The 24,271-nt window shown below is 71.7% G+C and carries 26 protein-coding genes; 15 read left to right on the top strand and 11 right to left on the bottom strand.

All coding sequences use genetic code 11. From position 1 onward, the window contains the following. Nucleotides 1-6: 6 nt before the first annotated feature. The 5 genes from KIP79_RS01620 to KIP79_RS01600 all read left to right on the top strand — a co-directional run bounded on the left by KIP79_RS01620 (nt 7) and on the right by KIP79_RS01600 (nt 4,177). On the top strand, nt 7-150 hold the full coding sequence (locus tag KIP79_RS01620; RefSeq protein ID WP_214102843.1) for a hypothetical protein: 144 nt from the start codon (nt 7-9) through the stop codon (nt 148-150). 124 nt (nt 151-274) lie between these two features. Next, nucleotides 275-712, top strand: coding sequence for a VOC family protein (locus KIP79_RS01615; RefSeq protein ID WP_214102842.1), 438 nt, complete (start codon nt 275-277; stop codon nt 710-712). A 172-nt stretch (nt 713-884) separates the two neighbouring features. After that, a complete protein-coding gene (locus KIP79_RS01610) occupies nt 885-1,322 on the top strand; it encodes a Fur family transcriptional regulator (RefSeq protein WP_214102841.1) in 438 nt (145 codons plus the stop codon). A gap of 31 nt (nt 1,323-1,353) precedes the next feature. Continuing rightward, nucleotides 1,354-3,585 (top strand): catalase/peroxidase HPI, encoded by a 2,232-nt coding sequence (gene katG, locus KIP79_RS01605; protein WP_214102840.1) that lies wholly within the window; start codon nt 1,354-1,356, stop codon nt 3,583-3,585. A gap of 97 nt (nt 3,586-3,682) precedes the next feature. Further along, nucleotides 3,683-4,177, top strand: coding sequence for an FBP domain-containing protein (locus tag KIP79_RS01600; RefSeq protein ID WP_214102839.1), 495 nt, complete (start codon nt 3,683-3,685; stop codon nt 4,175-4,177). A gap of 48 nt (nt 4,178-4,225) precedes the next feature. Here KIP79_RS01600 and KIP79_RS01595 read toward each other — a convergent pair whose 3' ends face one another. Next, nucleotides 4,226-5,746, bottom strand: coding sequence for a multicopper oxidase family protein (locus KIP79_RS01595; protein WP_214102838.1), 1,521 nt, complete (start codon nt 5,744-5,746; stop codon nt 4,226-4,228). Then, nucleotides 5,743-6,150 carry a hypothetical protein gene (locus tag KIP79_RS01590; protein WP_214102837.1) on the bottom strand — a complete coding sequence of 136 codons (408 nt, stop codon included), beginning with the start codon at nt 6,148-6,150 and terminating at the stop codon, nt 5,743-5,745. Before KIP79_RS01590 ends, KIP79_RS01595 begins: the two co-directional genes overlap by 4 nt. Here KIP79_RS01590 and KIP79_RS01585 point away from each other — a divergent pair. The 3 genes from KIP79_RS01585 to KIP79_RS01575 are packed head-to-tail and all read left to right on the top strand — an operon-like array spanning nt 6,149 to nt 8,115. Next, entirely contained in the window at nt 6,149-6,316 is a 168-nt protein-coding gene (locus tag KIP79_RS01585) for a hypothetical protein (protein WP_214102836.1), read from the top strand. The genes KIP79_RS01590 and KIP79_RS01585 overlap by 2 nt on opposite strands. Before the next feature lie 9 nt (nt 6,317-6,325). Further along, on the top strand, nt 6,326-7,456 hold the full coding sequence (locus KIP79_RS49145; RefSeq protein ID WP_214102835.1) for a sensor histidine kinase: 1,131 nt from the start codon (nt 6,326-6,328) through the stop codon (nt 7,454-7,456). Next, entirely contained in the window at nt 7,453-8,115 is a 663-nt protein-coding gene (locus tag KIP79_RS01575; protein WP_214102834.1) for a response regulator, read from the top strand. The genes KIP79_RS49145 and KIP79_RS01575 overlap by 4 nt, the downstream gene beginning before the upstream one ends. On the opposite strand, the gene KIP79_RS01570 is transcribed toward KIP79_RS01575, so the two are convergent. After that, entirely contained in the window at nt 8,096-8,893 is a 798-nt protein-coding gene (locus KIP79_RS01570; RefSeq protein ID WP_214102833.1) for a putative protein N(5)-glutamine methyltransferase, read from the bottom strand. The genes KIP79_RS01575 and KIP79_RS01570 overlap by 20 nt on opposite strands. A 230-nt stretch (nt 8,894-9,123) precedes the next feature. Between KIP79_RS01570 and KIP79_RS01565 the strand changes: the two genes are divergently transcribed. Further along, entirely contained in the window at nt 9,124-9,543 is a 420-nt protein-coding gene (locus KIP79_RS01565) for a pyridoxal-dependent decarboxylase (protein ID WP_308169507.1), read from the top strand. A 31-nt stretch (nt 9,544-9,574) separates the two neighbouring features. On the opposite strand, the gene KIP79_RS01560 is transcribed toward KIP79_RS01565, so the two are convergent. Then, the gene (locus tag KIP79_RS01560; protein WP_214102832.1) at nt 9,575-10,744 is read right to left on the bottom strand and encodes an MFS transporter; all 1,170 of its coding nucleotides are present in this window, start codon (nt 10,742-10,744) and stop codon (nt 9,575-9,577) included. A 137-nt stretch (nt 10,745-10,881) separates the two neighbouring features. Between KIP79_RS01560 and KIP79_RS01555 the strand changes: the two genes are divergently transcribed. Beyond that, nucleotides 10,882-11,847: an ArsR/SmtB family transcription factor gene (locus KIP79_RS01555; RefSeq protein ID WP_214102831.1), complete on the top strand. Its 966-nt coding sequence runs from the start codon at nt 10,882-10,884 to the stop codon at nt 11,845-11,847. Between the two features lie 3 nt (nt 11,848-11,850). Here KIP79_RS01555 and KIP79_RS01550 read toward each other — a convergent pair whose 3' ends face one another. Continuing rightward, nucleotides 11,851-12,816, bottom strand: a complete 966-nt coding sequence (locus tag KIP79_RS01550) for a tyrosine-type recombinase/integrase (RefSeq protein ID WP_214102830.1) — start codon at nt 12,814-12,816, stop codon at nt 11,851-11,853. 150 nt (nt 12,817-12,966) lie between these two features. Between KIP79_RS01550 and KIP79_RS01545 the strand changes: the two genes are divergently transcribed. Further along, the gene (locus tag KIP79_RS01545; RefSeq protein WP_214102829.1) at nt 12,967-13,875 is read left to right on the top strand and encodes a siderophore-interacting protein; all 909 of its coding nucleotides are present in this window, start codon (nt 12,967-12,969) and stop codon (nt 13,873-13,875) included. On the opposite strand, the gene pdxR is transcribed toward KIP79_RS01545, so the two are convergent. Next, a complete protein-coding gene (gene pdxR / locus KIP79_RS01540) occupies nt 13,852-15,294 on the bottom strand; it encodes a MocR-like pyridoxine biosynthesis transcription factor PdxR (protein WP_250212488.1) in 1,443 nt (480 codons plus the stop codon). The genes KIP79_RS01545 and pdxR overlap by 24 nt on opposite strands. Before the next feature lie 73 nt (nt 15,295-15,367). On the opposite strand from pdxR, the gene KIP79_RS01535 reads away from it, so the two are divergent. Continuing rightward, on the top strand, nt 15,368-15,985 hold the full coding sequence (locus tag KIP79_RS01535; RefSeq protein WP_214102828.1) for a mycothiol-dependent nitroreductase Rv2466c family protein: 618 nt from the start codon (nt 15,368-15,370) through the stop codon (nt 15,983-15,985). 9 nt (nt 15,986-15,994) lie between these two features. On the opposite strand, the gene KIP79_RS01530 is transcribed toward KIP79_RS01535, so the two are convergent. From KIP79_RS01530 to clpX, 3 genes are all read right to left on the bottom strand, one after another. Next, nucleotides 15,995-16,903 carry a helix-turn-helix domain-containing protein gene (locus tag KIP79_RS01530; RefSeq protein WP_214102827.1) on the bottom strand — a complete coding sequence of 303 codons (909 nt, stop codon included), beginning with the start codon at nt 16,901-16,903 and terminating at the stop codon, nt 15,995-15,997. Nucleotides 16,904-17,181: 278 nt separating this feature from the next. Further along, nucleotides 17,182-18,429, bottom strand: a complete 1,248-nt coding sequence (locus KIP79_RS01525) for an RNA polymerase sigma factor (protein ID WP_308169506.1) — start codon at nt 18,427-18,429, stop codon at nt 17,182-17,184. Nucleotides 18,430-18,448: 19 nt separating this feature from the next. Further along, nucleotides 18,449-19,717, bottom strand: coding sequence for an ATP-dependent Clp protease ATP-binding subunit ClpX (gene clpX / locus KIP79_RS01520; protein WP_214102826.1), 1,269 nt, complete (start codon nt 19,715-19,717; stop codon nt 18,449-18,451). 100 nt (nt 19,718-19,817) lie between these two features. Between clpX and KIP79_RS01515 the strand changes: the two genes are divergently transcribed. After that, nucleotides 19,818-20,888 (top strand): TetR/AcrR family transcriptional regulator, encoded by a 1,071-nt coding sequence (locus KIP79_RS01515; RefSeq protein ID WP_214102825.1) that lies wholly within the window; start codon nt 19,818-19,820, stop codon nt 20,886-20,888. Here KIP79_RS01515 and KIP79_RS01510 read toward each other — a convergent pair whose 3' ends face one another. Continuing rightward, nucleotides 20,889-21,680, bottom strand: coding sequence for an MBL fold metallo-hydrolase (locus KIP79_RS01510; RefSeq protein ID WP_214102824.1), 792 nt, complete (start codon nt 21,678-21,680; stop codon nt 20,889-20,891). Next, entirely contained in the window at nt 21,673-21,834 is a 162-nt protein-coding gene (locus KIP79_RS01505) for a hypothetical protein (RefSeq protein WP_214102823.1), read from the bottom strand. The genes KIP79_RS01510 and KIP79_RS01505 overlap by 8 nt, the downstream gene beginning before the upstream one ends. Before the next feature lie 638 nt (nt 21,835-22,472). Between KIP79_RS01505 and KIP79_RS01500 the strand changes: the two genes are divergently transcribed. Both KIP79_RS01500 and KIP79_RS01495 read left to right on the top strand, forming a co-directional pair. Further along, nucleotides 22,473-23,492: an ATP-binding cassette domain-containing protein gene (locus KIP79_RS01500; protein WP_214102822.1), complete on the top strand. Its 1,020-nt coding sequence runs from the start codon at nt 22,473-22,475 to the stop codon at nt 23,490-23,492. Between the two features lie 22 nt (nt 23,493-23,514). Then, on the top strand, nt 23,515-24,264 hold the full coding sequence (locus tag KIP79_RS01495) for an ABC transporter permease (RefSeq protein WP_214102821.1): 750 nt from the start codon (nt 23,515-23,517) through the stop codon (nt 24,262-24,264). The last annotated feature ends 7 nt before the right edge of the window (nt 24,265-24,271 follow it).

The following is a 24,271-nucleotide window of genomic DNA, read 5'->3' as shown; positions in this document are numbered from 1 at the left end:
CATGTCATGGCCCTCCCGCTCAATCTGCTGCCCTGTCCGGTCACCGGGGACATCATCCTGGTGCCGGTCGGCACCGTGCATATGCGTCTGGATCCCGAACAACAGCGCGAACTGGCCGCCGAGCTTCTCGCGCGGGCGGCGGCGGCTTGATCCACACTGTCGGCCGTCACGACCAGAGCTGCCGGTCACAGGCATTGCCCTGCGCATCAGGACGGCCGGACGGTTGCGCGACCGGCGGTAAGCGAACCCGTTCACCCGGAAAGGCATGTTGACCATGGACCAGCGAGTTCACTTCATCACCCTGTCGGCGGCCGACCTGGACGCCGCTCGCGCGTTCTACCGCGGCGGCCTGGGCTGGACGCCGCTGCTCGACGTGCCGGGCGAGATCATCTTCTTCCAGGTGGCCCCCGGACTGGTGCTCGGGCTCTACGACACCGCTCATTTCGTGGCCGACATGCACGGCACCCCGGCCGACGGCAAACTCGGCGGGCTCACCCTGTCCCACAATGTGGCCACCCGGGCCGAGGTCGATGCCGTCGTGCAGCAAGCCGTCGACGCGGGCGGCACCTTGATCAAGAGCCCGCAGCGTGCCGACTTCGGCGGCTATCACGGGCACGTCGCCGACCCCAACGGCGTCGTCTGGGAGATCTGCCACAACCCCGGCTGGCGCGTCGACGAGAGCGGCCAGGTCCACCTGGGCCCGGTTGAGTGATCCCCTCAAGCAGGGTGCGGGCGGCGCCGGCGCCGCAACAAGGCAAAGGTAACGCCCACAGTCGTACACGCCGGGCACATCACACCACCACGGAGCAAAGGTAACCCCACAGTCCAGACTTGGACTATTCATTGTCTTGAAGAGTTCGTGTTTATGGCGGTAGGTTGAGGCTATGACCGCGCCCAACACTCCGACCACCGCCGAGGAGCTGCGCGGGGCCGGCCTGCGGGTGACGGCCGCCCGTGTCGCGCTGATGGAGACCGTCCGCAACGGCGACCACCTGGACGTCGAGGAGATCGCCTCCGGCGTGCGCGACCGCGTGGGCCACATCTCCCTGCAAGCCGTATACGAGGCCCTCCACACGCTCACCGCGGCGGGACTCATACGCCGCATCGAACCGGCCGGCCACCCGGCCAGGTTCGAGGGACGTATCGGGGACAACCACCACCACCTGGTGTGCCGGTCGTGCGGTGTCGTCGCGGACGTCGACTGTGCGGTGGGTCACGCGCCCTGCCTGGCCGCCTCCAACGACCACGGCTTCTCGATCGACGAGGCCGAGGTCGTCTACTGGGGCCTGTGTCCCGGCTGTTCCAGCGCCCGCAGTTCCTGAACACCGTGATATCTAGTCTGGAAGGATTCCCATGTCTGAGAATCATGATGCAATCGTGGTAGACGCGAAGACGGAGGGCGCGGGTGGCTGCCCGGTCGCGCACGAGCGGGCCCCGCACCCGACTCAGGGCGGCGGCAACCGGCAGTGGTGGCCGGAGCGGCTGAACCTGAAGATCCTCGCCAAGAACCCCGTCGTGGCCAACCCCCTCGGCGAGGAGTTCGACTACGCCGAGGCGTTCAAGAGCCTGGACCTCCCGGCCGTGAAGCGGGACATCGCGGAGGTGCTGTCGACCTCGCAGGACTGGTGGCCGGCCGACTACGGCAACTACGGCCCGTTCATCATCCGGATGGCCTGGCACAGCGCGGGCACGTACCGGATCAGTGACGGCCGTGGCGGCGGCGGGGCCGGGCAGCAGCGCTTCGCCCCCCTCAACAGCTGGCCGGACAACGGGAACCTGGACAAGGCCCGCCGCCTGCTCTGGCCGGTCAAGAAGAAGTACGGCCAGAAGCTCTCCTGGGCCGACCTCATGATCCTCGCCGGCAACGTCGCCCTGGAGTCCATGGGCTTCAAGACCTTCGGCTTCGGCGGCGGCCGCGCGGACGTCTGGGAGCCCGACGAGGACGTCTACTGGGGCCCCGAGTCCACCTGGCTCGGCGACGGCCGCTACACCGGCGACCGGGAGCTGGAGAACCCGCTCGCCGCGGTCCAGATGGGCCTCATCTACGTCAACCCGGAGGGCCCGAACGGCAACCCGGACCCGCTCGCCGCGGCCCGCGACATCCGCGAGACCTTCCGCCGGATGGCGATGAACGACGAGGAGACGGTCGCCCTGATCGCGGGCGGTCACACCTTCGGCAAGACCCACGGTGCGGGCCCGGCCGACAACGTCGGCGCCGACCCCGAGGCCGCCCCGATCGAGGCGCAGGGCCTGGGCTGGCAGAACAGCTTCGGCACCGGCAAGGGCGGCGACACGATCACCAGCGGTCTCGAGGGTGCGTGGACGAACACTCCCACGACCTGGGACAACAGCTTCCTTGAGATCCTGTACGGCTACGAGTGGGAGCTGAGCAAGAGCCCCGCCGGCGCGCACCAGTGGAAGCCGAAGGACGGTGCCGGGGCGGGCACCGTCCCCGACGCCCACGACCCGTCGAAGACCCACGCTCCGACGATGCTGACGACCGACCTCGCGCTCCGCGTGGACCCGGTCTACGAGCAGATCTCGCGGCGCTTCCTGGAGAACCCCGAGGAGTTCGCCGACGCCTTCGCCCGCGCGTGGTACAAGCTGACCCACCGCGACATGGGCCCGGTCGTGCGCTACCTCGGCCCGGAGGTCCCGGCCGAGACGCTGCTGTGGCAGGACCCGATCCCCGCGGTGACGCACGAGCTCGTCGACGCCGCGGACGTCGCCGCGCTCAAGGGCCAGGTCCTCGCCTCGGGCCTGTCGGTGTCCCAGCTGGTGTCCGCCGCGTGGGCGTCGGCCTCCTCCTTCCGCGGCAGCGACAAGCGTGGCGGCGCCAACGGCGCGCGCGTCCGCCTGGAGCCGCAGAGCGGGTGGGAGGTCAACGACCCCGACCAGCTGGCGACGGTGCTGCGCACCCTGGAGGGGATCCAGGAGACCTTCAACGCCGCCCAGACCGGTGGCAAGCAGGTCTCGCTGGCGGACCTGATCGTGCTCGCCGGCGGTGCGGCCGTCGAGCAGGCCGCCAAGAACGCCGGCTTCGACGTCGAGGTTCCCTTCACGGCGGGCCGCGCGGACGCCTCCCAGGAGCAGACCGACGTGGAGTCGTTCGCCGCGCTCGAACCGATCGCCGACGGGTTCCGCAACTACCTCGGGAAGGGTAACCGGCTGCCGGCCGAGTACCTGCTGATCGACCGGGCGAACCTGCTGACCCTGAGCGCCCCCGAGCTGACGGTCCTCGTCGGTGGCCTGCGCGTGCTGGGCGCCAACCACCAGCAGTCCTCGCTGGGCGTCTTCACCGCGACCCCCGGGTCGCTGACCAACGACTTCTTCGTCAACCTGCTCGACCTGGGCACGACGTGGAAGGCGACGTCCGCGGACGCCAACACCTTCGAGGGTGTCGACGCCGCCACGGGCGAGGTCAAGTGGACCGGCAGCCGCGCCGACCTGGTCTTCGGGTCCAACTCCGAGCTGCGCGCGCTCGCGGAGGTCTACGCGAGCGACGACGCGAAGGAGAAGTTCGTGAACGACTTCGTCGCGGCGTGGGCCAAGGTGATGGACCTCGACCGGTTCGACCTGGTCTGATCACGACGTCCAGGTCGGCCCGCACGGGCCGGCCTGGACGGCTGACCAGGGGAAAAACAGTTGGCCCCGGTCGGGGCCGTGACGTAACGTGCGCCGGGTGAAACCGGTAACCGAGCGGGAGATCCGCACATCCTTCGTCAACTGCTCCAAAGGTGAGGCCAACCGGCTGCCGATGCCGCGCGACCTGGCCGGGCAGCCCTGGCCGGATCTGGACTTCCTCGGCTGGTCGGACGGCTCCGCCCCCGACCGCAGCTATCTGGTCACCGAGCACCAGGGCCGGCTGGTCGGAATCACGCTGCGCTCCTCCGCGCAGCGCCGCAGCATCCTGCAGAACACCATGTGCTCGCTCTGCCAGACCACCCACCCCGGCAACGGCGTCTCCCTGCTGACCGCCCGCAAGGCCGGTCCCGCCACGAGGGAACACCACTCGGTCGGCGTCTACATGTGCACCGACCTGGCCTGCTCCCTGTACGTCCGCGGCAAGAAGGTCCCCGAGGTGGGCGGCCGCTTCGAGGAATCGTGGACCCTGGAGGAACTGATCGAGCGCACCCAGGTCCGGGTGACCGCGTTCGTGGAAAAGGTGGTCGGCTGACCTCGACACCACCACGATCGAGTACCTCGGGCACAGGCGCGGGGACGTTCAGATCACTTCGAAGTCGGCCATCATCGCCATGTCCTCGTGCTCAAGGTTGTGGCAGTGCATCATGTAGCGCCCCCGGTAGCCCTCGAAGCGGACCAGGACGTCGACAACCTCGTAGGGTCGGACGTCCACGGTGTCCTTCCAGCCCGCGTCGGCCGGCGCGGGCGGCCGGCCGTTCCTGGAGAGCACCTGGAATCGCGCCAGATGGACGTGTACCGGATGGTGGAAGTCGCTGGTGAACCTCCAGATCTCGCTGGTGTTCAGCCGGGGGGTGGCAAGCGGCTCCCCCGGCCGGAAGCGCCGCCCGTTGATCGTCCAGGCACCGGCTCCGCCCTGGCCGGTGCGGCGGAAGTCGAAGGCGCGTACGGCGACCGCCGCCCCGGCCGGCTCCACCGGGGAAAGTCGTTCCGGAATCCTGCTGTCGTCCGGGGCGCCGCGCCGCACGCGGAACCGCATGATGTCGCGTGCCGCACCCACGCCCAGGGTGTTGACCATGGTCACCTCGGTGCCGGCAGAGTAGCCGGAGAAGTCCGCGATCACGTCGCAGCGTTCCCCCGGGGAGATCGTGATCTCGTCGTGCGCGAGAGGCGTGGCCAGTAACCCCTGATCACTCCCGATCTGGACGAACCGGCCGCCGGGGGTCAGCCGCAGCCGGAGGCGGCGGGCGTTGGAGGCGTTGAGCAGCCGCAGCCGGTACCGGACCGCGTCGACGTCGAGGAAGGGCCAGGGGGCGCCGTTGACCAGGATGACGTCGCCCTCGACTCCCGCCATGAAGGCGTCCCGCACGCCGGGGCGGACCAGCAGCGTCGGATCCAGTGACGGGTAGCGGAACGAGCCGTCCTCCTCGAAGGCCCGGTCGCAGATCATCAAGGGGATGTCCCGCTCTCCCCTCGGCAACGGCAGCGCGTCATCCTCCTCGTCCCTGACCAGCAGGAAACCGGCCAGGCCACGCCACACCTGCGGCGCGGTGAAGTCCATCCGGTGATCGTGGTACCAGAGCGTCGCGGCCCGCTGCTCCAGTGGGTACACATAGTCCCTGGCCCCGTGGTGGAAGGTCCACTGCGACAGGTCGTGCTGGGCGTGGTCGCCGCCGTGCGGGCGGAATCCCCGGCCCTCGGCGACCACCAGGTCGGTGGGGTAGCCGTCGGAGTGCGCGGGGGTGACGCCGCCGTGCAGGTGCGTCGAGGTGGGCACGGGCAGTTCGTTGCGGACCCGGATGACGGTACGGCTGCCGCGGCGCAGGTCGAAGGTCGGTCCGGGGAACGTGCCGCCGTACCCCCAGATCTCGGTCGTGGTCCCGGGAATGATCTCCATCTTGGCGGCCCGCTGAACGATCTCGTACTGCCCGGGCCGTACCGGAACGGCGGTTTCCGGGATGGGGAGCGGCACGGTGAACCTGGCGGGCAACGGCAACGCGCTCGTCAGGCTCTCCCCGGCGACCTCGCCGGTGAGGACACCGCATCCGGTGGCCGCGAACCCGGCCCCGCCCACCATCCAGAGAAAGCCCCGGCGGGAGATCACCGGGTCACCCGCCAGACCAGGAGGGTGAGCACGGCCGTGGCACCGAAGACGGCCATGCCGAGGGGGAAGTGGACCGCCAGGACGCGGTCCTGCCCGACCATGACCTGGAATGTCTCGGCGGCCACCAGCGCGGCCGCCGCCAGGGCGGGCCACGCCGGTCCCCGTGCCGGTCGCCACAGCAGGATCGAGGCCACCAGCTGGAGGTAGAGCATGCCGTGGGTGAGTCCGGCGTTGGTGCGATGCCAGGCGAGCATGTCGACGTCGCCGGTCACGAACAGTCCGGCGAGGGCGGCCTGGGCGAGCACGCCGAGCAGGTGCAGCACGGCGGCCGACCGCAGCGGCCAGACAATCCAGCCGGGCGCACGAGTACGGTCGGCCTGGGCCAGACCAGGTGAAACGCTCATGGACCTGATGCTGCCGCGCCACGACCGGAAGATCGTCAGCCCGGGGTCGGCGCTTCGCCGTACCTCCCGGGGCGTACGGCATGGCGCTACGGAGCGCCAGTACGACCAGGGATGTAGGCGCGGCCTCATCCGTCCGCGGGTCGGCAGCGCGGACTCGGTGGCCTAGCGTGACAGCGTGAAGCCCTGGAACACCGACGCGCTGCTCACGGCGGCCGTGCTCACGCTCGGAGTGGCCGGCACCTACGGGAGGTTGTCCAGCTCCGGTCTGACGGAACGCCCGCTGGACTCGCTCGGCCTGACGCTGATCGTCGTGTCGTCGCTGGCGCTCACCTGGCGGCGAAGCGCTCCGGTGCCGGTGGGAGCGGTCGCGGTCGGCTGCGCCACCGCCTACTACGGCTGGCGTTATCCGGGAATCTTCGCCCTCGTTCCCGCCCTGGTCGCGATCTATACGGCGGCCACCCTGGGGCGGCGCCGCCTGGCGATCGGCCTCGCCGTGACGCTGGTCGCCGGCATCGGGATCCTGGTCGCGCTGGCCGAGCCCGACCCGGAACCCGGTGGCCTCAGCCTGCTCAGCGGCTGGCTGGTGGCGATGGTGGTGTTCGGCGAGGTGACGAAGAACCGGCGCGCCTACCTGGGCGAGGTGGAACGGCGAGCGGTCGAGGCCGAGCGGACCAGGGAGGAGGCCGCGCTGCGCAGGGCCGGGGAGGAACGCCTGTGGATCGCCCAGGAGCTGCACGACACGCTGACGCACACCATCTCCGTCATCAACGTGCAGACCTCGGTCGCCCTGCAGTCGCTGGAGCGTGATCCGGCGCTGACCCGCCAGGCTCTGCTCGCGGTCAAGGAGTCGGGCCATGAGGCGATGCGCGAACTCCGCGCCACGTTGGGCGTCCTGCGCCAGGCCGATCCCGACGGCTCGGAGGTGGGGCTGTCCACGCTGCCCCGGCTGGTGGACCGGGCCGCGGCGGCGGGGCTGCCGGTGCGGACGGTCACGGTCGGCACACGCAGGGACCTGCCCGCGGACGTCGACAGGGCCGCCTACCGCATCGTGCAGGAGGCGTTCACCAACGTGCTGCGCCACGCCGGGGCCGCCTCCGTCACGATGACGATCGAATACGGTCCTGAGATGATCACGCTGACTGTCGAGGACGACGGAGCGACCGATGCGGGTACGGCGGAGCACGGCATGGGCTTGATCGGGATGCGCGAGCGCGCGGTCGCCCTCGGCGGCTCGCTCACCGCCGGAGCGCGGACCGGTGGCGGCTTCGCCGTACGGGCCGTACTGCCGACCGTGGCCGCGCCGTGATCCGGGTGCTGCTGGCCGACGACCAGCCACTGATCCGGGCCGGTTTCCGGGCGCTGCTGGAGATGGCCGACGACATCACCGTCGTCGCGGAGGCCGGCGACGGCGGCGAGGCCGTCGAGCTGTGCCGCGCTCTGCTGCCCGACGTGGCTCTGCTGGACGTGCGCATGCCGCTGCTGGACGGCATCCAGGCGACCAGGAGAATCGGCGCCGAAGCCGGACTCGACTCGGTGCGGGTGGTCATCCTCACCAACTACGCCCTCGACGAGTACGTCTTCGCCGCGCTGCGCGCCGGGGCCAGCGGATTCCTGGTCAAGGACATCGAACCGGCCGACCTGCTGCAGTCGGTACGGGTGGCGGCCAAGGGCGAGGCGCTGCTGTCGCCCTCGGTCACCAGACGACTGATCGAGGAGTACGTCGCCACCCCGCCCAGGCCCACGTCCGGGCCTGGCCTGGACCGGCTGACGGACCGGGAACGGGAGGTCCTCTCGCTGGTCGCGACCGGGATGTCCAACGAGGAGATCGCCCGGCACCTGACGATCAGCCACGCCACGGTCAAGACCCACGTCAGCCGGACGATGGCCAAGCTGGGCGCTCGGGACCGCGCCCAGCTGGTCGTCCACGCCTACGAGTCCGGGCTGGTCACACCGGGCGGGCGGTAGCGACGGCTCCGGTCACCACGGTGGCGTCCAGTTCGTCGCAGCCGGCCACGTGGGGGATCAGGCCGCTGCGGGTCACCGCCGTCACCGCGGCCGCCGCCTGGCCCGCGCTGGTTTCCAGGAGGAGGTGGGCACCGGGGGCCAGCCAGTCCGGGGCGGCGGCGGTCACCCGGCGGACGATGTCGAGACCGTCGGCGCCGCCGTCCAGGGCCAGGTGCGGTTCGTGTAGTCGCGCCTCCGGGGGAAGCAGGCCGATCGCGCCGGTGGGAACGTACGGTGTGCTGGCCACCAGCACGTCCACTCGTCCCCGTAGTCCCTCCGGCAGCGGGGTGTAGAGGTCGCCCCGGTAGACGTGGCCGTGGGGAAGGTTGCGGCGGGCGTACTGGATGGCCTCGGGGTCGATGTCGACGGCGTGCAGCTCGATCGAGGGGCGGTGGGCCAGTACCGCGGCGCCGACCGCGCCGGATCCGCAGCACAGGTCCACCACCACGGCGCCGTCGTGGGCGAGGGACACGGCCTGTTCGACAAGAAACTCGGTACGGCGGCGCGGTACGAAAACGCCGGGGCCGACGGAAATACGCAAACCGCAGAACTCCGCCCAGCCCAGAACGTGTTCCAGCGGCTCGCCGGCGACCCGGCGTCCGACCATGACGGCCAGTTCCTCAGGGCCGGTCGCGGTGGCGATGAGCAGCCCCGCCTCGTCCTCGGCGAAGACGCACCCGGCGGCACGTAACCGCCCGGCGACGGCGGAATGATCCAGTGAAGAGATGTCGAGTGACATGAGTGCCTTTCGAAGCCGAAGGGCGCTCAGGCACTCACCGCGCCGATGACGGCAGCCAATGAGATGAGAGCACCCGGCCTTGACCTGTCGGGAATCGGTCTCACCTCCTCGGACGCGTTGGTGCGACCAGATTACCCGACGGGATCCCCGCACCGGCCGCAGAAACACGAAGCTGACGTCCGGCCGCGCCGCAGAGGCGCCTGCTCGCCCGGCCCCAGCCTGTCGGGCTGGTGTTCAAGGTCAACTACCTGGGCGGCGAGATGCCCACCTTCGCCCTCAACTTCAGCCGCCCGGCCGGCGAGATTGTCGCCCAGTACTACAACCTGCTCCGGCTGGGCCGCGAGGGCTACCGCGCCATCCACCAGACCTGCGCCGACACTGCGGCCTACCTGGCCGGAGAGCTGGCCCGGATGGGCTGTTTCGAGCCGCTGTACGAGGGGCGGGGCGCGCTGCCCGCGATCTGCTACACCGCCGCCGAGGACGCCGGTTTCTCCCTGTACGACCTGTCCACCCACCTGCGCATCAAGGGCTGGCAGGTGCCGTCCTACCCGCTGCCAGCCGACCGGGAGGAGACGGTGGTGCAGCGGGTGCTGATCCGGCACGGGGTCAGCCGGGACACCGCCGCCCTGCTGGCCGACGACATCCGGTAGAGCGTCAGCGAGCTGACCGGGGGCCCGCGCGTCAGCCGGATCGGGTTCCACCACTGAGCCCTGGCGCCAGGGCCAGGGTGACCAGCAGCGAGGCGACGGCCATCACGGTCATGGCCGTCGCCGGTGACCCGAGCTGGGCGATACCGCCGGCCAGCGCGGCGCCGACGCCCTGCATGGCCAGCAGGCCCGAGGACTGCAGGCCCAGCGCCTGCCCGGTCATGGACTGCGGGGTGAGCGCCAGCAGTTGCTCCTGGAGCAGCAGGCTCGCGGCGAACCCCACCGAGGCCAGGGTCACGGCCGCCAGCGCGACCGGGAAGGCCGGGCCGACCGCGAACAGCAGGTAGGGCGCGGCCAGCAGCAGCCGCAGCGGCGCGCCCAACCGGCCCCGCCAGCGCGGCGGCAGCAACCGGCCCGCCGCCAGGTCGCCGGCGAGCATCCCGGCGGCGGCCCCGGCGAACAGCAGCCCGGCCCGGTCCGGCGCGTACGCGACGAACAGCGACTCGCAGCCGACGATCAGCCCGTTGGGCACCCACAGGGCCAGGTAGAGCACGCGCCGCTGCCGGGAGGACCACAGCTGCCGGTTGGTGCGCCAGGTCTGCCGGATGGACGGGCGGCCGGTGGCCCGGGGGGCGCGGGCGGTCAGCCCGAACCGGGCGATCAGAGCGGCCAGCGCGTACAGTGCGGCGCCGGTGAGCAGGGTGCCCCGAGGGGAGAACGCCGTCACCAGCAGGCCGCCGACGGCGTATCCGGCGATCTGCTGCACGCCCACCGCCATGTTCACGGTCGAACGCCCCAGCAGGTACCCGTTCGCGGGCAGGATCTCGTTGAGCAGCCCCAGCCGCACGCCGCCGCCCACCGAGGCCGCCAGCCCGTGACCGAAAATGATCAAGAAGATGGCCCAGACCGGCAGCCCGTCCACGGCGAGCACGGCCGTACCGGCCGCGAACGTCAACGCCAGCGCGGCCATCGCCCCCCGCGGGGGCAGCCGGTCGGCCGCCGACAACAGCGCCACCGCCCCCGCCAGCTGGGCCAGCGAGGGCCCGAACATGCTCAACGCCGACAACAACGGCGAACCCGTCGCCGCGTACACCAACGTTCCCAGGGCCAGCCCGCTCACCGTGGACGCCGCGATCTGCACCGACACCACCGCGAAGAACGGCGCGAACTCCCGGGTCCGGAAAAGCTCCTGATAGGTACGCATGCGGCGAAGTTTCCGGCCTTCCCACCGAGACTCGCCAACGTTACGCGCCACGGCGAAACCGCCCGCGTGGTTTCGCGGGTCGGCGAAAGAGACGGACCCGGCTGCCGGAACGCCTATCCTCCCCGGGGAGGGATGGCATGGGATTGTGGCAGGTCGACGCGGACACCCTGGCCGGGAGCCGGTTTGTGATCTCGGCTGCGGCGGAGGCGACCGCGTGCCTGTTCGCGCTGGACCAGGCGAGTCCGGCCCATCCCGGGGAACGGGCCTGGCTGGCGGCGCACCTGCCCGCCTACCGGGCCCGGCTGGCCGCCGACCCGGTCACCGACCTGCTGGTACGGGTCGCCCGCTCCGGCAACTGGATTCCGGACTTCCTCACGCCGACCCCGCCGGGCGACGGCAACCCGGACTTCCCTGAGGAGATCGCGCGGGTACGGGACACGCCACCGGAGGTCGTCCAGGCGGATCTGGAAGTGACACTGCGCGGCCCGGTGCCGGAAGGGCTACGCCGGGAGGATGTGGCCCACCGGGCGGCAGAGCTGATCACCTGGGTGTGGACGGAGACGGTCGCCCCCTACTGGGCGCGGCGCCGACGGGTACTCGAAGCCGACGTGGTCGCGCGGACCGGGCGGCTGGGGCAGGGCGGCTGGGCGGCGGCGCTGGCGGACATGCGGCCGGGCATGCGCTGGCTGGGCGGGGAACGGCTCCAGATCAACACCCACGACTATCCGCCCCGGGACGTGACCGGCGCGCGGCTGATGTTCGTACCGGTGACGCCCCGGCAGGGCTGGGTGTCCTGGGACGCCGACCGCCGCTTCTCGGTGGTCTACCCGTGCGCCGGCTCCCTGGCCGCCACGGACCGGCCCCCGGTGCCGGACGCCCTGGGCCGGTTGCTGGGCCCGGCCAGGGCCGCCGTCCTGGTACTGCTCGCCACCCCTAAGACCACCACCCAGCTGGTCGCCCTCACCGGCCAGGGCCTCGGCTCGGTGGGCCGCCACCTGAGGATTCTCTCCGAAGCGGGCCTGATCGGCCGCCGCAGATCCGGCCGCTCGGTCCTGTACTACCGGCACCCGGCCGGAGACGCCCTGGTGGCCGCGTCCCGCTGAGCGTCAGCCGATGACGGCGGCGACCAGCTGGGAGGGATCACGTTCCACCTGGTCACGGCTGTGGATGTAGATGTCGGTGGTGGAAGAGCTGGCATGGCCGAGCGCATGCTGGAGTTGTTTCACCGAGGCGCCCCGATCACTGGCCACGGTGGCGAAAGTATGCCGCAGCGCGTGCGGGGTGACTTTGGCGGCCAGCCCGGCGGATTTCGCGACCTTCACCACCAGCCGGTACGCGTCGGCCCGGTCCAACGGCCGCCCGGAGGCGGTGGCGAACAGCGGCCCCGACAACTCGGCGACCGTGATCCCGGCGGCGTCGGCCCGCGCGGCCAGGTAGGCGTCTAGTGCGGCGGCCGTGGCGGGCGGCAGGTTCCGCACCCGGGTCTTCTGCCCCTTGCCGACGATGCGCAGCGTGCGGTGCCCGCGCTGGTGGCCCAGGTCGGCGAGGGTGGCCGCCAGCGCCTCCGACACCCGCGGCCCCAGCTCGATCATCAACCGGATGAACGCGGCGGTGCGCAGCCCCGTCAGGCCGGGGGCGGCGTCGGCGGCGGCCACCATGGCCCGGGCCTCCTCCTCGGTCAGCCCGGCCGTCTCGGACTGGAAGCGCTCCACCTTCGGGCGGCGCACCCGGGCGAACGGGTTGGCGGGGATCACACCCTCCTCGGTGGCGTAGCCGTACCAGCTGGAGATCGCCGACAGCTTGCGGGCGAGGGTGCGGGGGGCCAGGGGGGCGGGCCCGGCGTCCAGCCAGCGGGCGAAGGCGTCGCCGTGCACCCGGGCCGCGCGCAGCGGATCCAGGCCCGCCGCCGCGCAGAAGGCCAGCCACTGGTCCAGGTCGGCGCCGTAGGCGGCTCTGGTGTGCGGTGAGGTGAAGGAGACCAGCCAGGCCTTCTTCAGCCGGTCGAGCAGCGGCGGCAGATCGCCGGGCAGCGCCACCTCCGCGACGGCCACCGGCTCCGGAACCTGGGTCACGCCGGCATCGTACCGGCCGGGCCACCGAACCCGCCGCAGCCGCGCACACCCGAAAAATCACCGCGAAAAATCGCGGCACCCTATTGACATTTTCGCGGCCTCACCTGGTAAACCTCTCCGCCGGACAGCCGAACAGAGAGGGGAAAGACGATGGATCTGCCGGTGGCGCTCATTCACGTGGTGGGGGTACGCAGCGTCACGCCGCGCGTGGCCCGGATCACCTTCACCGGGGAAACCCTGGGCGATCTCGGCTTCGAGGCGCCCGATCAGCAGGTCAAACTCTGCTTCCCGAGGCCGGGGCAGCAGGTGCCGAGGCTGCCGGAGCCCGATCCCGACAGCATGCGCTGGTACCAGTCCTTCCTGGCGATCCCCGAACCGGAACGCCCCTGGATGCGCAGTTTCACCATCCGCGCCCACCACCCGCGCGACCGCACCGTCGACATCGACTTCGTCCTCCACGGCGAGGAGGGCCCGGCCGGCCGCTGGGGGGCGGCGGCCCAGGTGGGCGACACCCTCGGCATGGTCGGCCCGCAGGCCATCTACTCACGCGCCCTCGGCGCAGCCGACTGGTACCTGCTGGCCGGGGACGAGACCGCCCTGCCGGCCATCGCCACCCATCTGGCGGCCCTTCCGGAGACGGCCAGGGCGCTGGTGTTCGCCGAGGTCGCCGACCCCGCCGAGGAGCAGCCCCTGCCCGGGCACGCCGCCGTCACCTGGGTGCACCGCTCGGCCGGCGGCGACCTGGCCACCGCCGTGCGCGCCGCCGGCTTCCCGCCTGGCTCGGCCTTCGCCTGGCTGGCCGGGGAGGCCGGTACGGTACGGACGCTGCGCCGCCACCTGATCGGGGACCGTGGCCTGGACCGGCGCTCGATCGAGTTCACCGGCTACTGGCGGGCCCGCCTGACCCAGGACGACGCCCCCACCGAGGAGGATCTGGCCGAGGCGCGGGAGAAGATCGCGGCCGCTTCCCTCACCGAGGCCGAGCAGGCCCAGGCCGCCGAATGGGTGGACGGGGCTTCACCAAAGACGGCGGCCTCACCGGAGGCACTCGGCCAGTAGGCGCACGCCGTCGCCGATGTCCTCCCGGCGGATCAGCCCGTACCCGATGATCAGGCCGGGCCGGTCCGGTTCGCGCAGGCAGAACCGGGCCACGCTGTCGATCAGCAGCCCGGCCTGGCGGGCCCGGACCACCCCTTTGGCCATGTCGACGCGGGCTCCCGGGGCCGGGCGGGTGCACAGGTGCAGCCCGGCCGCCGAGGGCATCACCTCCAGCACGCCGCCCAGGTGCTCGGCCAGCGCGGCCCGTACGGCCTCGCGGCGCAGCCCGTACTCCTGGGTGGTGCGGCGGATGTGCCGGGCCAGCAGGCCCTCGTCGATGAAGGCGGCCAGCGCGCCCTGGGAGGCGGGGTCGCCGTGCCAGTCGGTGAGCCGCTTGGCCGCGCGCAGGGCGGGTTGCAGCGAGGCGGGCGCGATCAGGAAGCCGAGCCGCAGCACCGGCAGCAGGCTCTTGGCGAAGGAGGCCACGTAGACGACCCGGCCGCAGCGGTCCAGGCTCTGCAGGGGCTCCAGGGCGCGGCCCTCGAACCGGTACTCGCTGTCGTAGTCGTCCTCGACGATCACCGCGTCCGCCCGCTGGGCCCAGGCCAGCAGGGCGGCCCGGCGGGCCAGCGAGAGCGGCGCGCCGGACGGGAACTGGTGGGAGGGGGTGACGTAGGCCACCCGGGCCCGTTCGGGCAGTGCCGACACGTCCAGGCCCTCGGCGTCCACGGGCACGCCCACCACCTCGGCGCCCAGCGACTGGAACAGCGCCCTGGCGGGCGGGTAGCCGGGCTCCTCCACCACCACCCGGTCGCCTGGTTCCACCAGCACCCTGCCCACCAGGTCGATGGCCTGCTGGGCGCCCTGGGTGACCAGCACGTCGCCGGCTCCGGCGCGTACCGAGCGGGACATCCCGACGTAGCGGGCGATGGCCTCGCGCAGCGCGGGGTGCCCGGCGGGGTCGGCGTAGCCGGGTGCGCGCATGGCGGAGTGGCGGAGCTCGCGGGCGATCAGGCGCCGCCAGGTGGCCAGCGGGAACAGTTCGGGGTCGGGCAGGCCGGGGCGGAAGTCGTACCTGACCTCCTCCGGCGGGTCCGGCGCGTACTCCGCCGCCAGGGACTCCCACAGCGGGCGGGGGCGCAGGCCCGGTCCCGGCGGGGCGGCGCGCGGGCGCTCGTGGATCAGGTGCCGGGGGCAGACGAAGGTGCCGGCGCCGGTGCGGGCGGTCAGGAAGCCCTCGGCGGAGAGCCGGTCGTAGGCCACGGTCACCGTGTTCCGCGAGACGCCGACCTGGTCGGCCAGGTCGCGAGTGGGGGGCAGCCGCTCACCCGGGCGCAGCCGCCCGTCCAGGATGGCCTCCAACAGCTGCCGGTAGATCTGCCCGGCCAGGTCCCCGCCCGGGTGCACGTGCAGCTCGATTGGCCCAATCGGATTTGCCATTATTGGACCTTACACTCAGCCAATGTCCTTTCATAGGGTGATTCGGGATCATTGGCGCAGGTGAGGGGGACAGATGACGACGACGGCGGACATGTGGTTCGACCCGGCGTGTCCGTGGGCGTGGATCACCTCCCGTTGGCTGCTCGAGGTGGAGAAGGTCCGCGACGTCCACATCGACTTCCACGTGATGAGCCTGTCGGTGCTCAACGAGGGCCGCGACCTGCCGGAGCAGTACCTCGAGTTCATGAGCAAGGCGTGGGGGCCGGTCCGGGTGGCCATCGCCGCCGAGCGCAAGTACGGCAACGCCGTGCTGCGCGACCTCTACACCGCCTTCGGCACCCGCATCCACCACGACAAGGTCCCCGTCGGCCCCGACCTGTACGCGGCGGTGCTGGCCGAGACCGGGCTGCCGGCCGAACTGGCCGAGGCCGCCGACCGCGACGACCTCGACGAGGACCTGCGCGCCTCCCACCACGCCGGCATGGAGCCGGTCGGGTACGAGGTCGGCACGCCGGTCATCCACATCCCCGGCGCCGACGGGAACCTGATCGCCTTCTTCGGGCCGGTGGTCACCCCGATCCCGCGCGGCGAGGCGGCCGGGCGGCTGTGGGACGGGGTGCTGCTGGTGGCCGGGACGGACGGCTTCTACGAGCTGAAGCGCAGCCGCACCCGGTCACCTGAGTTCACCTGACCGGCCGGATCATCCGGCGCGCAGGGCGGCGATGAACCACTCGAAGGCCGCCGCGGCGGGCGGGAACGGGTCCAGACCGTTGAGCACGCCCAGCAACGCCCAATACCGCTCGACCCGCTGGTCGGTGAAGGTCTCCAGCCGGTCGGCCACCTCCAGCCGCCACTCGCGCGACCGGTCCGCTCCGACGATCTGGCCGACGATGTCCTGACCCTCCGGCGAGTCCGGGGTGATGCCGGCGGCCAGCGCGGCGCCGGCCCGTGCGGTGATCACCGCCGGGTCGCCGGCCTCGAACTCCGGCTCGGCGGGACGCGCCCCGGCTTCGGCCATCTGCCGTACCCGCGCCTGGAAATCCGCGTCGCCGACCAGTTCGGCCAGCTCCACCCAGGCGTCCACCTGGGCGTCGCTCGGGTCGTCGGGCAGTTCGGGCGGCAGCCGCCGCATCGCGTCGGCGATGTGCGCGCCGGGCGCGTCAGGATCCAGGCCCGCGAAGGTACGGGCCACGAATTCGTCGATCATGTGCTGCCGCTCCCGCGCGGACAGCCGGGCCAGACGGTGCATCAGACTCAGCTCCTCGGTGTCGCTTCCTCGCCGGGCGATCGAGCGCAGCACCGCACGCCGCAGCCGCAGGGTGCGGATCTCGGCGTCCAGCGCGTCGGCGTGTACGGCGGCGATCTCCGCCACGCTCTCCTTGCCCGCCACCACCGCCAGCACCGTGTCCAGGTCCAGGCCGAGCTCGCGCAGCGTGCGCACCAGCTCCAGCCGCCCGTACGCCGCCACGTCGTAGAGCCGGTAGCCCCCCGTGGTACGGCGGGCCGGTGGCAGCACGCCCTGGTCGGACCAGAAGCGGATGGTGCGCACCGAAAGGCCGGTGCCCCGCGCGAGCTGCCCGATGGTGACAAGTTCCTCCCGATCGCTCACCACGACAGCCTCAACCCTCCACCTACTGGAGACTCAACCCATTTCGGCCAACAGGATTTCCACCACTTCCTGGGCCGTCTGCAGCTTCAGCCGCCATTCGCGTTCCACCTCGGCGCCCAGCCGGGCGATCAGCTCGTTGTCCACCGCCCGCAAACACTCAACCAGTTGATTCTGACTTGTCCCCATATCTTCAGATTTGTCGGGCACGGGTCAGCTGGCGGGCACGGGCCGGTCATGATTGGCTGACCTGCCTGGAGAGGGGACCGACTGACCCGGGACTACCCGCGCGCCGCCTGCGACTCCAGATACCGCCGCTCGGGCAGGCTGGTGGTGCGGCGGGCCGCCCGCCGGTAGTGCTCGCGGGCGGCGGCCCCCTCCCCCGCCATCTCCAGCAGGTGGGCGCGGACGGCGTGCAGCCGGTGGTGGTCGGCCACCCGCGTATCGCCGTCCAGGGTGGCCAGCAGTTCCAGGCCCGCCGCCGGGCCGCGCACCATGGCCACCGCGACCGCCTGGTTGAGGGTCACCATCGGGCCGGGGGCGATCCGCGCCAGCAGCTCGTACAGGCCCAGGATCTGCGGCCAGTCGGTGTCGTCGGCGCGGGGGGCCTCGTCGTGCACGGCGGCGATGGCCGCCTGCAGCTGGTAGGGCCCCAGCGGGGCGCGGCGCAGCGTGGCCGAGACCAGCGCCACCCCCTCCTTGATCATCTCCTGGTCCCAGCGGGCCCGGTCCTGCTCGGCCAGCGGGACCAGGCCGCCGGTGGCGTCGGCACGGGCCGCGCGGCGGGCGTCGGTGAGCAGCATCAGCGCCAGCAGCCCCGCGACCTCCCCGTCCTCGAGCAGCAGCCGGTGGACCGCGCGGGCCAGCCGGATCGCCTCCCCGGTCAGCTCGGCGCGGTGCAGGTCGGGGCCGGAGCTGGCGGTGTAACCCTCGTTGAAGATCAGGTAGAGCACGTGCAGCATCACCCGCAGGCGCTCGCCGAACTCCTCCGGCGGGGGCAGGTGGAACTCCGCGCCGCTCGCCTTGACGCGCTGCTTGGCGCGGCTGATGCGCTGGGCCATCGTCGCCTCCGGCACCAGGAACGCGCGGGCGATCTCGGCGGTGGTCAGGCCGCCGACCGCGCGCAGGGTCAGCGCCAGCTGGGAGGGCGGCGACAGGGCGGGGTGGCAGCAGAGCAGCAGCAGCGTCAGCGTGTCGTCCCGGTCCGGCCCCCGCTCCTCGGCGGCCGGGGGTTCCATGGCCGCCACGGCCGCCTCCCGGCGGGCCCGGGCCTGCTCGCTGCGCCACTGATCGGCCAGGCGGCGGGAGGCCACCGTGATCAGCCACCCTTTGGGGCTGTCCGGGACGCCCTCCTTTGGCCACTGCACGGCGGCCGCCAGCAGGGCCTCCTGGACGGCGTCCTCGCAGGCGTCGAAACGGCCGTTACGGTGGACCAGCACCCCCAGCACCTGGGGGGTCAGCTCCCGCAACAGCGCCACCAGGGCCGGATCGAACCCATCGAGGGCGGCCGGCGGGGAGTCGGATTCCACCCCACCGATCCTAGGCGGATCAGGCGGTCTTCTCGTGGGGCGAGTCCTCCTGGTGGCCGCGCGGGATCAGGGTCGGGTTGACGTTGTTGAGCACCGTGTCGCGGGTCACCACCACCCGGGCGACGTCGGTCCGGCTCGGCACCTCGTACATGACGTTGAGCAGGACCTCCTCGAGGATGGCGCGGGTGGCGCGGGCGCCGGTGCGGCGCAGCAGCGCCTGCTCGGCGATGGCCGCCACCGCCTCCTCCTCGAACTCCAGCTCCACCCCGTCCAGCTCGAACAGCCGCTGGTACTGCCGGACCAGCGCGTTGCGCGGCTCGGTCAGGATGCGCGACAGCGCCGTCACGTCCAGCGCCTGGAAGGTCGCCACCACCGGCAGGCGGCCCACGAACTCCGGGATCAGCCCGAACTTGACCAGGTCCTGCGGCATCACCCCGACCAGCGCGTCCTTGCGGTCCTTCGGCCGCAGCACCGCTCCGAACCCGGCACCCTTCCGGTCGGTGCGCTGCTCGATGATCTTCTCCAGGCCGGCGAACGCGCCGCCCACGATGAACAGCACGTTGCTGGTGTCGATCTGGATGAACTCCTGGTGCGGGTGCTTGCGCCCGCCCTGCGGCGGCACGCTGGCCACGGTGCCCTCCAGCACCTTCAGCAGCGCCTGCTGCACGCCCTCCCCCGAGACGTCCCGGGTGATCGACGGGTTCTCGCTCTTGCGGGAGATCTTGTCGATCTCGTCGATGTAGACGATGCCCCGCTCGGCGCGCTTGACGTCGAAATCGGCCGCCATCAGCAGCTTCAGCAGGATGTTCTCGACATCCTCCCCGACGTAACCGGCCTCGGTGAGCGCGGTGGCGTCGGCGATCGCGAACGGCACGTTCAGCATCCGGGCCAGCGTCTGCGCCAGGTAGGTCTTGCCGCTGCCGGTCGGACCGATCAGCAGGATGTTGGACTTGCCCAGCTCCACCGGCTCCTCACCGGCCGCCGCCTTGCCCCCGTTGACGCGCTTGTAGTGGTTGTAGACGGCCACCGACAGGGCCATCTTGGCCTGCTCCTGGCCCACCACGTACTGCTCGAGGAACTCGAAGATCTCCCGGGGCTTGGGCAGCTCCGGCCGCTCGTGCTGGGAGGCCTCCTGGCGCTCCTCCTCGATCAGCTCGTTGCACAGCTCCACGCACTCGTCGCAGATGCAGATCCGGCCGGGGCCCGCGATGAGCTTCTTGACCTGCTTCTGGTTTTTCCCGCAGAACGTGCACTTCAGCAGTTCGCCGCCGTCACCGATGCGCGCCACACCACTCCCCAAATGATCTCATCATCCAGATGGCCACGGTATCCTGAAGTTCCGGGTACGGCAAAGCGACTCCCGGATAGCGGCACGATGAGGAGGACGATTGGGCCGGCTCAGCAGGGCGCAGCTCCAGGAGCGCAACCGGGCGAAAGTGCTGGCCGCCGCCAGGGACGAATTCACCGAACGCGGTTTCCGCGGCGCGAAAATCGACGGCATCGCCGAACGGGCCGGCTTCACCCGGGGCGCCGTCTACTCCAACTTCCCCGGCAAACGCGCCCTCTACTTCTCCGTCCTGGCCGACCTCGCCGAGCAGACCGCCCCGGAGCCGCCCCCCGCCGGGTTATCCGGCCCCGCCGACGCGCTCGGCGGGCTGGCCCGCGCCTGGCTGGGCCGCCTGCCCCTGTCGGAGGGCGCCGCCCGCCTCGGGCAGGACCTGCTGCCGGAGATCCTCGCCGAGGAGCCCACCCGGCGCGCCTACGCCCAGCTGATGAAACTCAACGCCCTGCTGCTCGGCCTGACCCTGGAGAACCTCTCCCCCGCCCCCGGCCGCCGCGTCCGGCTCGCCGAGTCCACCCTCACCATCCTGTACGGCGCCGCCCAGCTGGCCGCCACCGCGCCCGGCTTCGTGGAACCCTTCAACGTCGTCGCCGCCTGCCGGCACCTGGCCGGCCTCGAACTGGACGACTGGTGGCCGGTGCTGCCGTGGATTCCCCGGATCACCCCGCTCGACCAGGCGTGGAGCCTGCCGTACGGGCGGGACGTGGTGACGGGCGGGGCCGCGCGGCCGGTGCGGGACGGGGTGGTCGCGGTGCTCGGCGTCAACCGCCTGGAGGCCCTGGAGGAGGCCGTCCGCGGGGAAGGCGTCCGGGAAGTCACCGCCGTGCTGGTCACCGGTGACCCCGACGAGCTGGCCCCCCTGGCCCGCCTCACCATCGCCGACCTGTGCGCCTGCCTGCGCCAGGCCGTTCCCCACACTTGCCTGCCCCGCCTCCAGGTGATCCTCGACCCGTCCTTCGCCGCGGCCACCGGGCTGCCCGACGCCGGTGACGACACCGAAGTGGCCCTCCGCGTGGAATCCGGCCGCCTCGTGCTCCTCGCCGAAGGCCGGGGCGCCTGCCACGCCGCCGCGGGCGGCGCCGCGCCGGCGGAACCCGCCGCGCCCCACCTCCGGTGATCAGGCGGTGACGTCGGTGGTGACGCCGATCGGGAGCCGGCGGATGCGGTCGCGGATGTCGGGCGGGGCGGCGGCGAAGTCGCGTTCCATCGACTCGCGGCTCTGCCGGAAGTGGTGCCAGCCCTCGTAGTGGATCGGGATCGCCGTGTGCGGGCGGATCAGGCCGCACAGTTCGACGGCGTCGGCGGCGGTCATGGTGTACCGGATCGGGCCGGTGACGGGGAAACGCACGCCGCCCAGGTGGAGCAGGGCCGTGCCCACCTGGAGCCTGTCCGGGATCCGGCGCACGTCGTCGTACAGGACGGTGTCGCCGGAGATCCACAGCGCGCCGTGGCGCTGGCCCTTCCAGGTCAGCGCGAAACCGATCACGTCCCCGGTGATCGCCCGGGTGAACGGCGGGCCGTGCCGGGCGGGGGTGGCGGTGATCTCGATCGTGGGCTGGCCGGGGGCCTCCAGGCGGGTGGCCGCCCACGGCTTCAGGCCGCGTGCCCGCCCGCCCAGGCGCCGCGCCCCCGACACCGTGGTGATCACCGTACGGGCCGAGGGCAGCAGGGCGCGGCCGGTGTCGTCGAGGTTGTCGCCGTGGTGGTCGTGGCTGAGCAGGACCGCGTCGATGGGCGGCAGCTCGTTGGCCGGCATGGCCGGGCCGGCCACCTTGTACGAGCTGGTGCCCAGGCCGAAGAAGTAGCGCCGCCCCGGCGGGTCGAAGGTCGGGTCGGTGAGCAGCCGCCACTCGCCCATCTCGATCAGAACCGTCGGCCCGCCGATGTGCGTGAGGCGCATCTCAGTCATGCGCGGCTCTCCTCCAGCCCCGGCTCCGGCCCGACTCCAGCCCTGGCTCCAGCCCTGGATTCCGGCCCTGCAATCCGGCATCGAACTCCAGCACCCCCAGCGTCGATGTGCCGCGCGAGCGGCCGCACAGCATGTCGGTATCGAACTCCAGCACCGGACCCCCAGCATCGGGCGACCCCACGCCACCCTCACCGCCGACGGTACTTCTTCACCTGGCTAACCTCCCAGCGCCACCACCCAAACCCGGCCTCAGCAGTCCAATCCGGCATATCGCATGTGCGTCCGGACCCGCTTTGTCGGGCCTGCTTTGTCGGGCCTGCTTTGTCGGACCTGCTTTGTCGGACCTGCCTTGCCGGGCCTGCCTTGCCGGGCCTGCCTTGCCGGGCCTGCCTTGCCGGGCCTGCCTTGCCGGACCTGCCTTGCCGGACCTGCCTTGCCGGACCTGCCTTGCCGGACCTGCCTTGCCCGGCCTGCCTTGCCGGACCCGCTTAACCGTCACCTTGTTTGCCCGGTGCCCGTCGCTCTCCTTGGGGCCTCCCGCCGCTCCTCACGGAAATTTCCGAAAATTCTTCGATATTTCGTGAGTTCGCAGGTCGAAGGGGGTTTCGACGTGAGGCTGTCGCGTGACGGCACTCGCGCCATGGGGACGTTTTCGCAGGTCACGCCAAACGTGAATGTACGTTACACGTTTGCCAAAGCGCATTCGGCTGTTCAAGACTGAATCCACTCCACCACAACAGCCCGACCAGGGCTTTCTTCCGCATGCCCACGTAACCGACCCGAGGAGGGGCGATGATCCATGCCCGCGGACTGACCCGCCGGTTCAAGGTCAGAGGAGGTGCCGTCGACGCCGTACGCGGCCTGGACCTGGACGTGGCGGCCGGCCAGCTGGTCGCCTTCCTCGGGCCCAACGGCGCCGGCAAATCCACCAGCCTGCGGATGCTCACCTCCCTGCTGCCCCCGACCTCCGGCACCGCCACCGTGGCCGGCCGCGACATCGTCAAGGACCCGGCAGGCGTACGCGCCCGAATCGGCTACATCGGCCAGAAGAACGGCGCCGGAGAGAACTTCCGCGTCCGCGACGAACTCATCACCCAGGGCCGCTGCTACGGCCTGACCCGCGCCCAGGCCAGAACCCGCGCCGACGAGGTGCTCACCCAGCTGGACCTGGAACCGCTGGCCACCCGCAAACCCGGCACCCTCTCCGGCGGGCAACGCCGGCGCCTGGACATCGCGCTCGGCCTGGTGCACCGGCCGGCCCTGCTCTTCCTCGACGAACCCTCCACCGGCCTGGACCCGCAGAGCCGCGCCAACATCTGGGAGCACATCCTGCGCCTGCGCGCCGAGCACGGCACCACCCTCTTCCTCACCACGCACTACCTGGAGGAAGCCGACGCCATGGCCGAACGCGTCATCATCATCGACCACGGCCGCATCATCGCCGACGGCACCGCCACCCAACTCAAATCCGACCTCGCCGGCGACCACCTCACCCTCACCCTGTCCACCGAAGCCGACCTGGCCCCCGCCGCCACCATCGCCGAACGCCTCAACGGCACCGTGACCACCCCGGACCCCGCGACCACCCCGGATCCCCCAACCAGGTCGCATTCCGCGACCTCGCCCGTGCTGCGCATCCGGGTGACGCGCGCCGACACCGCGCTGCCGGAGTACCTGCGGGCCCTGGACACGGCCGGGATCAAGGTGGCCGCCGCCGAGACCACCCGCCCCACCCTCGACGACGTCTTCCTGGCCCTGACCGGCCGCAGCCTCCGCGAAACCGGCACCCAGGTACCCGAGCCGACCCCCTGAACACCCGCGAAAGGGATAGATCATGTCATTTGTCCGCGACACGGTGACGGTCTTCGAGCGGGAGATGGCGCCCACGTGGCGCAACCCGTTCGGGCTGCTGTTCACGATGGTGCAGCCGCTGCTCTTCCTCTACCTGTTCGGCCCGGTCCTGTCCGGAAGCACCGACCTGGGCGGCGCCCCTTGGGAATGGTTCGTCCCCGGCATTCTGATCATGATGTGCCTGTCGGGCCCGATGATGGCCGGATACACGCTGCTGGTGGAGCTGATCGGCGGCTCGATGGAACGCATGCTGGTCACCCCGCTCAGCCGTACCGCGATGCTGGTCGGCCGCACGCTCAAGGAATTCGTCGTCCTGCTGGCCCAGGGCGGCCTCCTCATCGGCCTGGCCATCCCGCTCGGCCTGGACCTGCACCTGCCCGGCGTGCTGACCGGCCTGGCCCTGCTGATCGTCTTCGGCGTCGGCCTGGGCGCCCTCTCCTTCGTCCTGGCCATCGTCTCCGCCCCCGGCGGGGAACTCTTCTACGCCGTCACCCAGCTGACCGTCTTCCCCCTCCTGCTGCTGTCCGGCGTCCTCCTGCCCGTCGACGCCGGGCCCGCCTGGCTCCAGACCGCCGCCGCCCTCAACCCCGTCACCTACATCGTCGAAGCCGAACGCGCCCTGTTCACCGGCGCCTTCACCACCCCGGCCGTCCTGTACGGAACCCTCGCCGCCACCGCCGTGGCCGCCCTCGGCCTCACCCTCGGCACCCGCGCGATGCGCCGCGGCATCTGACCCTGAC

Origin of the sequence: Acrocarpospora catenulata (assembly GCF_018476525.1) — a bacterium.
GTDB lineage: Bacteria > Actinomycetota > Actinomycetes > Streptosporangiales > Streptosporangiaceae > Acrocarpospora > Acrocarpospora catenulata.
Note: the sequence above shows the minus strand (reverse complement) of the source record. Positions and strands in the feature narration are given on the sequence as shown.

Coding starts and splice junctions, on each gene's coding strand:
- KIP79_RS01620 (WP_214102843.1), top strand. CDS start 7: ATGGCCCTCCCGCTCAATCTGCTGCCCTGTCCGGTCACCGGGGACATC.
- KIP79_RS01615 (WP_214102842.1), top strand. CDS start 275: ATGGACCAGCGAGTTCACTTCATCACCCTGTCGGCGGCCGACCTGGAC.
- KIP79_RS01610 (WP_214102841.1), top strand. CDS start 885: ATGACCGCGCCCAACACTCCGACCACCGCCGAGGAGCTGCGCGGGGCC.
- katG (WP_214102840.1), top strand. CDS start 1,354: ATGTCTGAGAATCATGATGCAATCGTGGTAGACGCGAAGACGGAGGGC.
- KIP79_RS01585 (WP_214102836.1), top strand. CDS start 6,149: ATGGACCTGATGCTGCCGCGCCACGACCGGAAGATCGTCAGCCCGGGG.
- KIP79_RS01590 (WP_214102837.1), bottom strand. CDS start 6,150: ATGAGCGTTTCACCTGGTCTGGCCCAGGCCGACCGTACTCGTGCGCCC.
- KIP79_RS01570 (WP_214102833.1), bottom strand. CDS start 8,893: ATGTCACTCGACATCTCTTCACTGGATCATTCCGCCGTCGCCGGGCGG.
- KIP79_RS01560 (WP_214102832.1), bottom strand. CDS start 10,744: ATGCGTACCTATCAGGAGCTTTTCCGGACCCGGGAGTTCGCGCCGTTC.
- KIP79_RS01555 (WP_214102831.1), top strand. CDS start 10,882: ATGGGATTGTGGCAGGTCGACGCGGACACCCTGGCCGGGAGCCGGTTT.
- KIP79_RS01545 (WP_214102829.1), top strand. CDS start 12,967: ATGGATCTGCCGGTGGCGCTCATTCACGTGGTGGGGGTACGCAGCGTC.
- pdxR (WP_250212488.1), bottom strand. CDS start 15,294: ATGGCAAATCCGATTGGGCCAATCGAGCTGCACGTGCACCCGGGCGGG.
- KIP79_RS01535 (WP_214102828.1), top strand. CDS start 15,368: ATGACGACGACGGCGGACATGTGGTTCGACCCGGCGTGTCCGTGGGCG.
- KIP79_RS01510 (WP_214102824.1), bottom strand. CDS start 21,680: ATGACTGAGATGCGCCTCACGCACATCGGCGGGCCGACGGTTCTGATC.
- KIP79_RS01500 (WP_214102822.1), top strand. CDS start 22,473: ATGATCCATGCCCGCGGACTGACCCGCCGGTTCAAGGTCAGAGGAGGT.
- KIP79_RS01495 (WP_214102821.1), top strand. CDS start 23,515: ATGTCATTTGTCCGCGACACGGTGACGGTCTTCGAGCGGGAGATGGCG.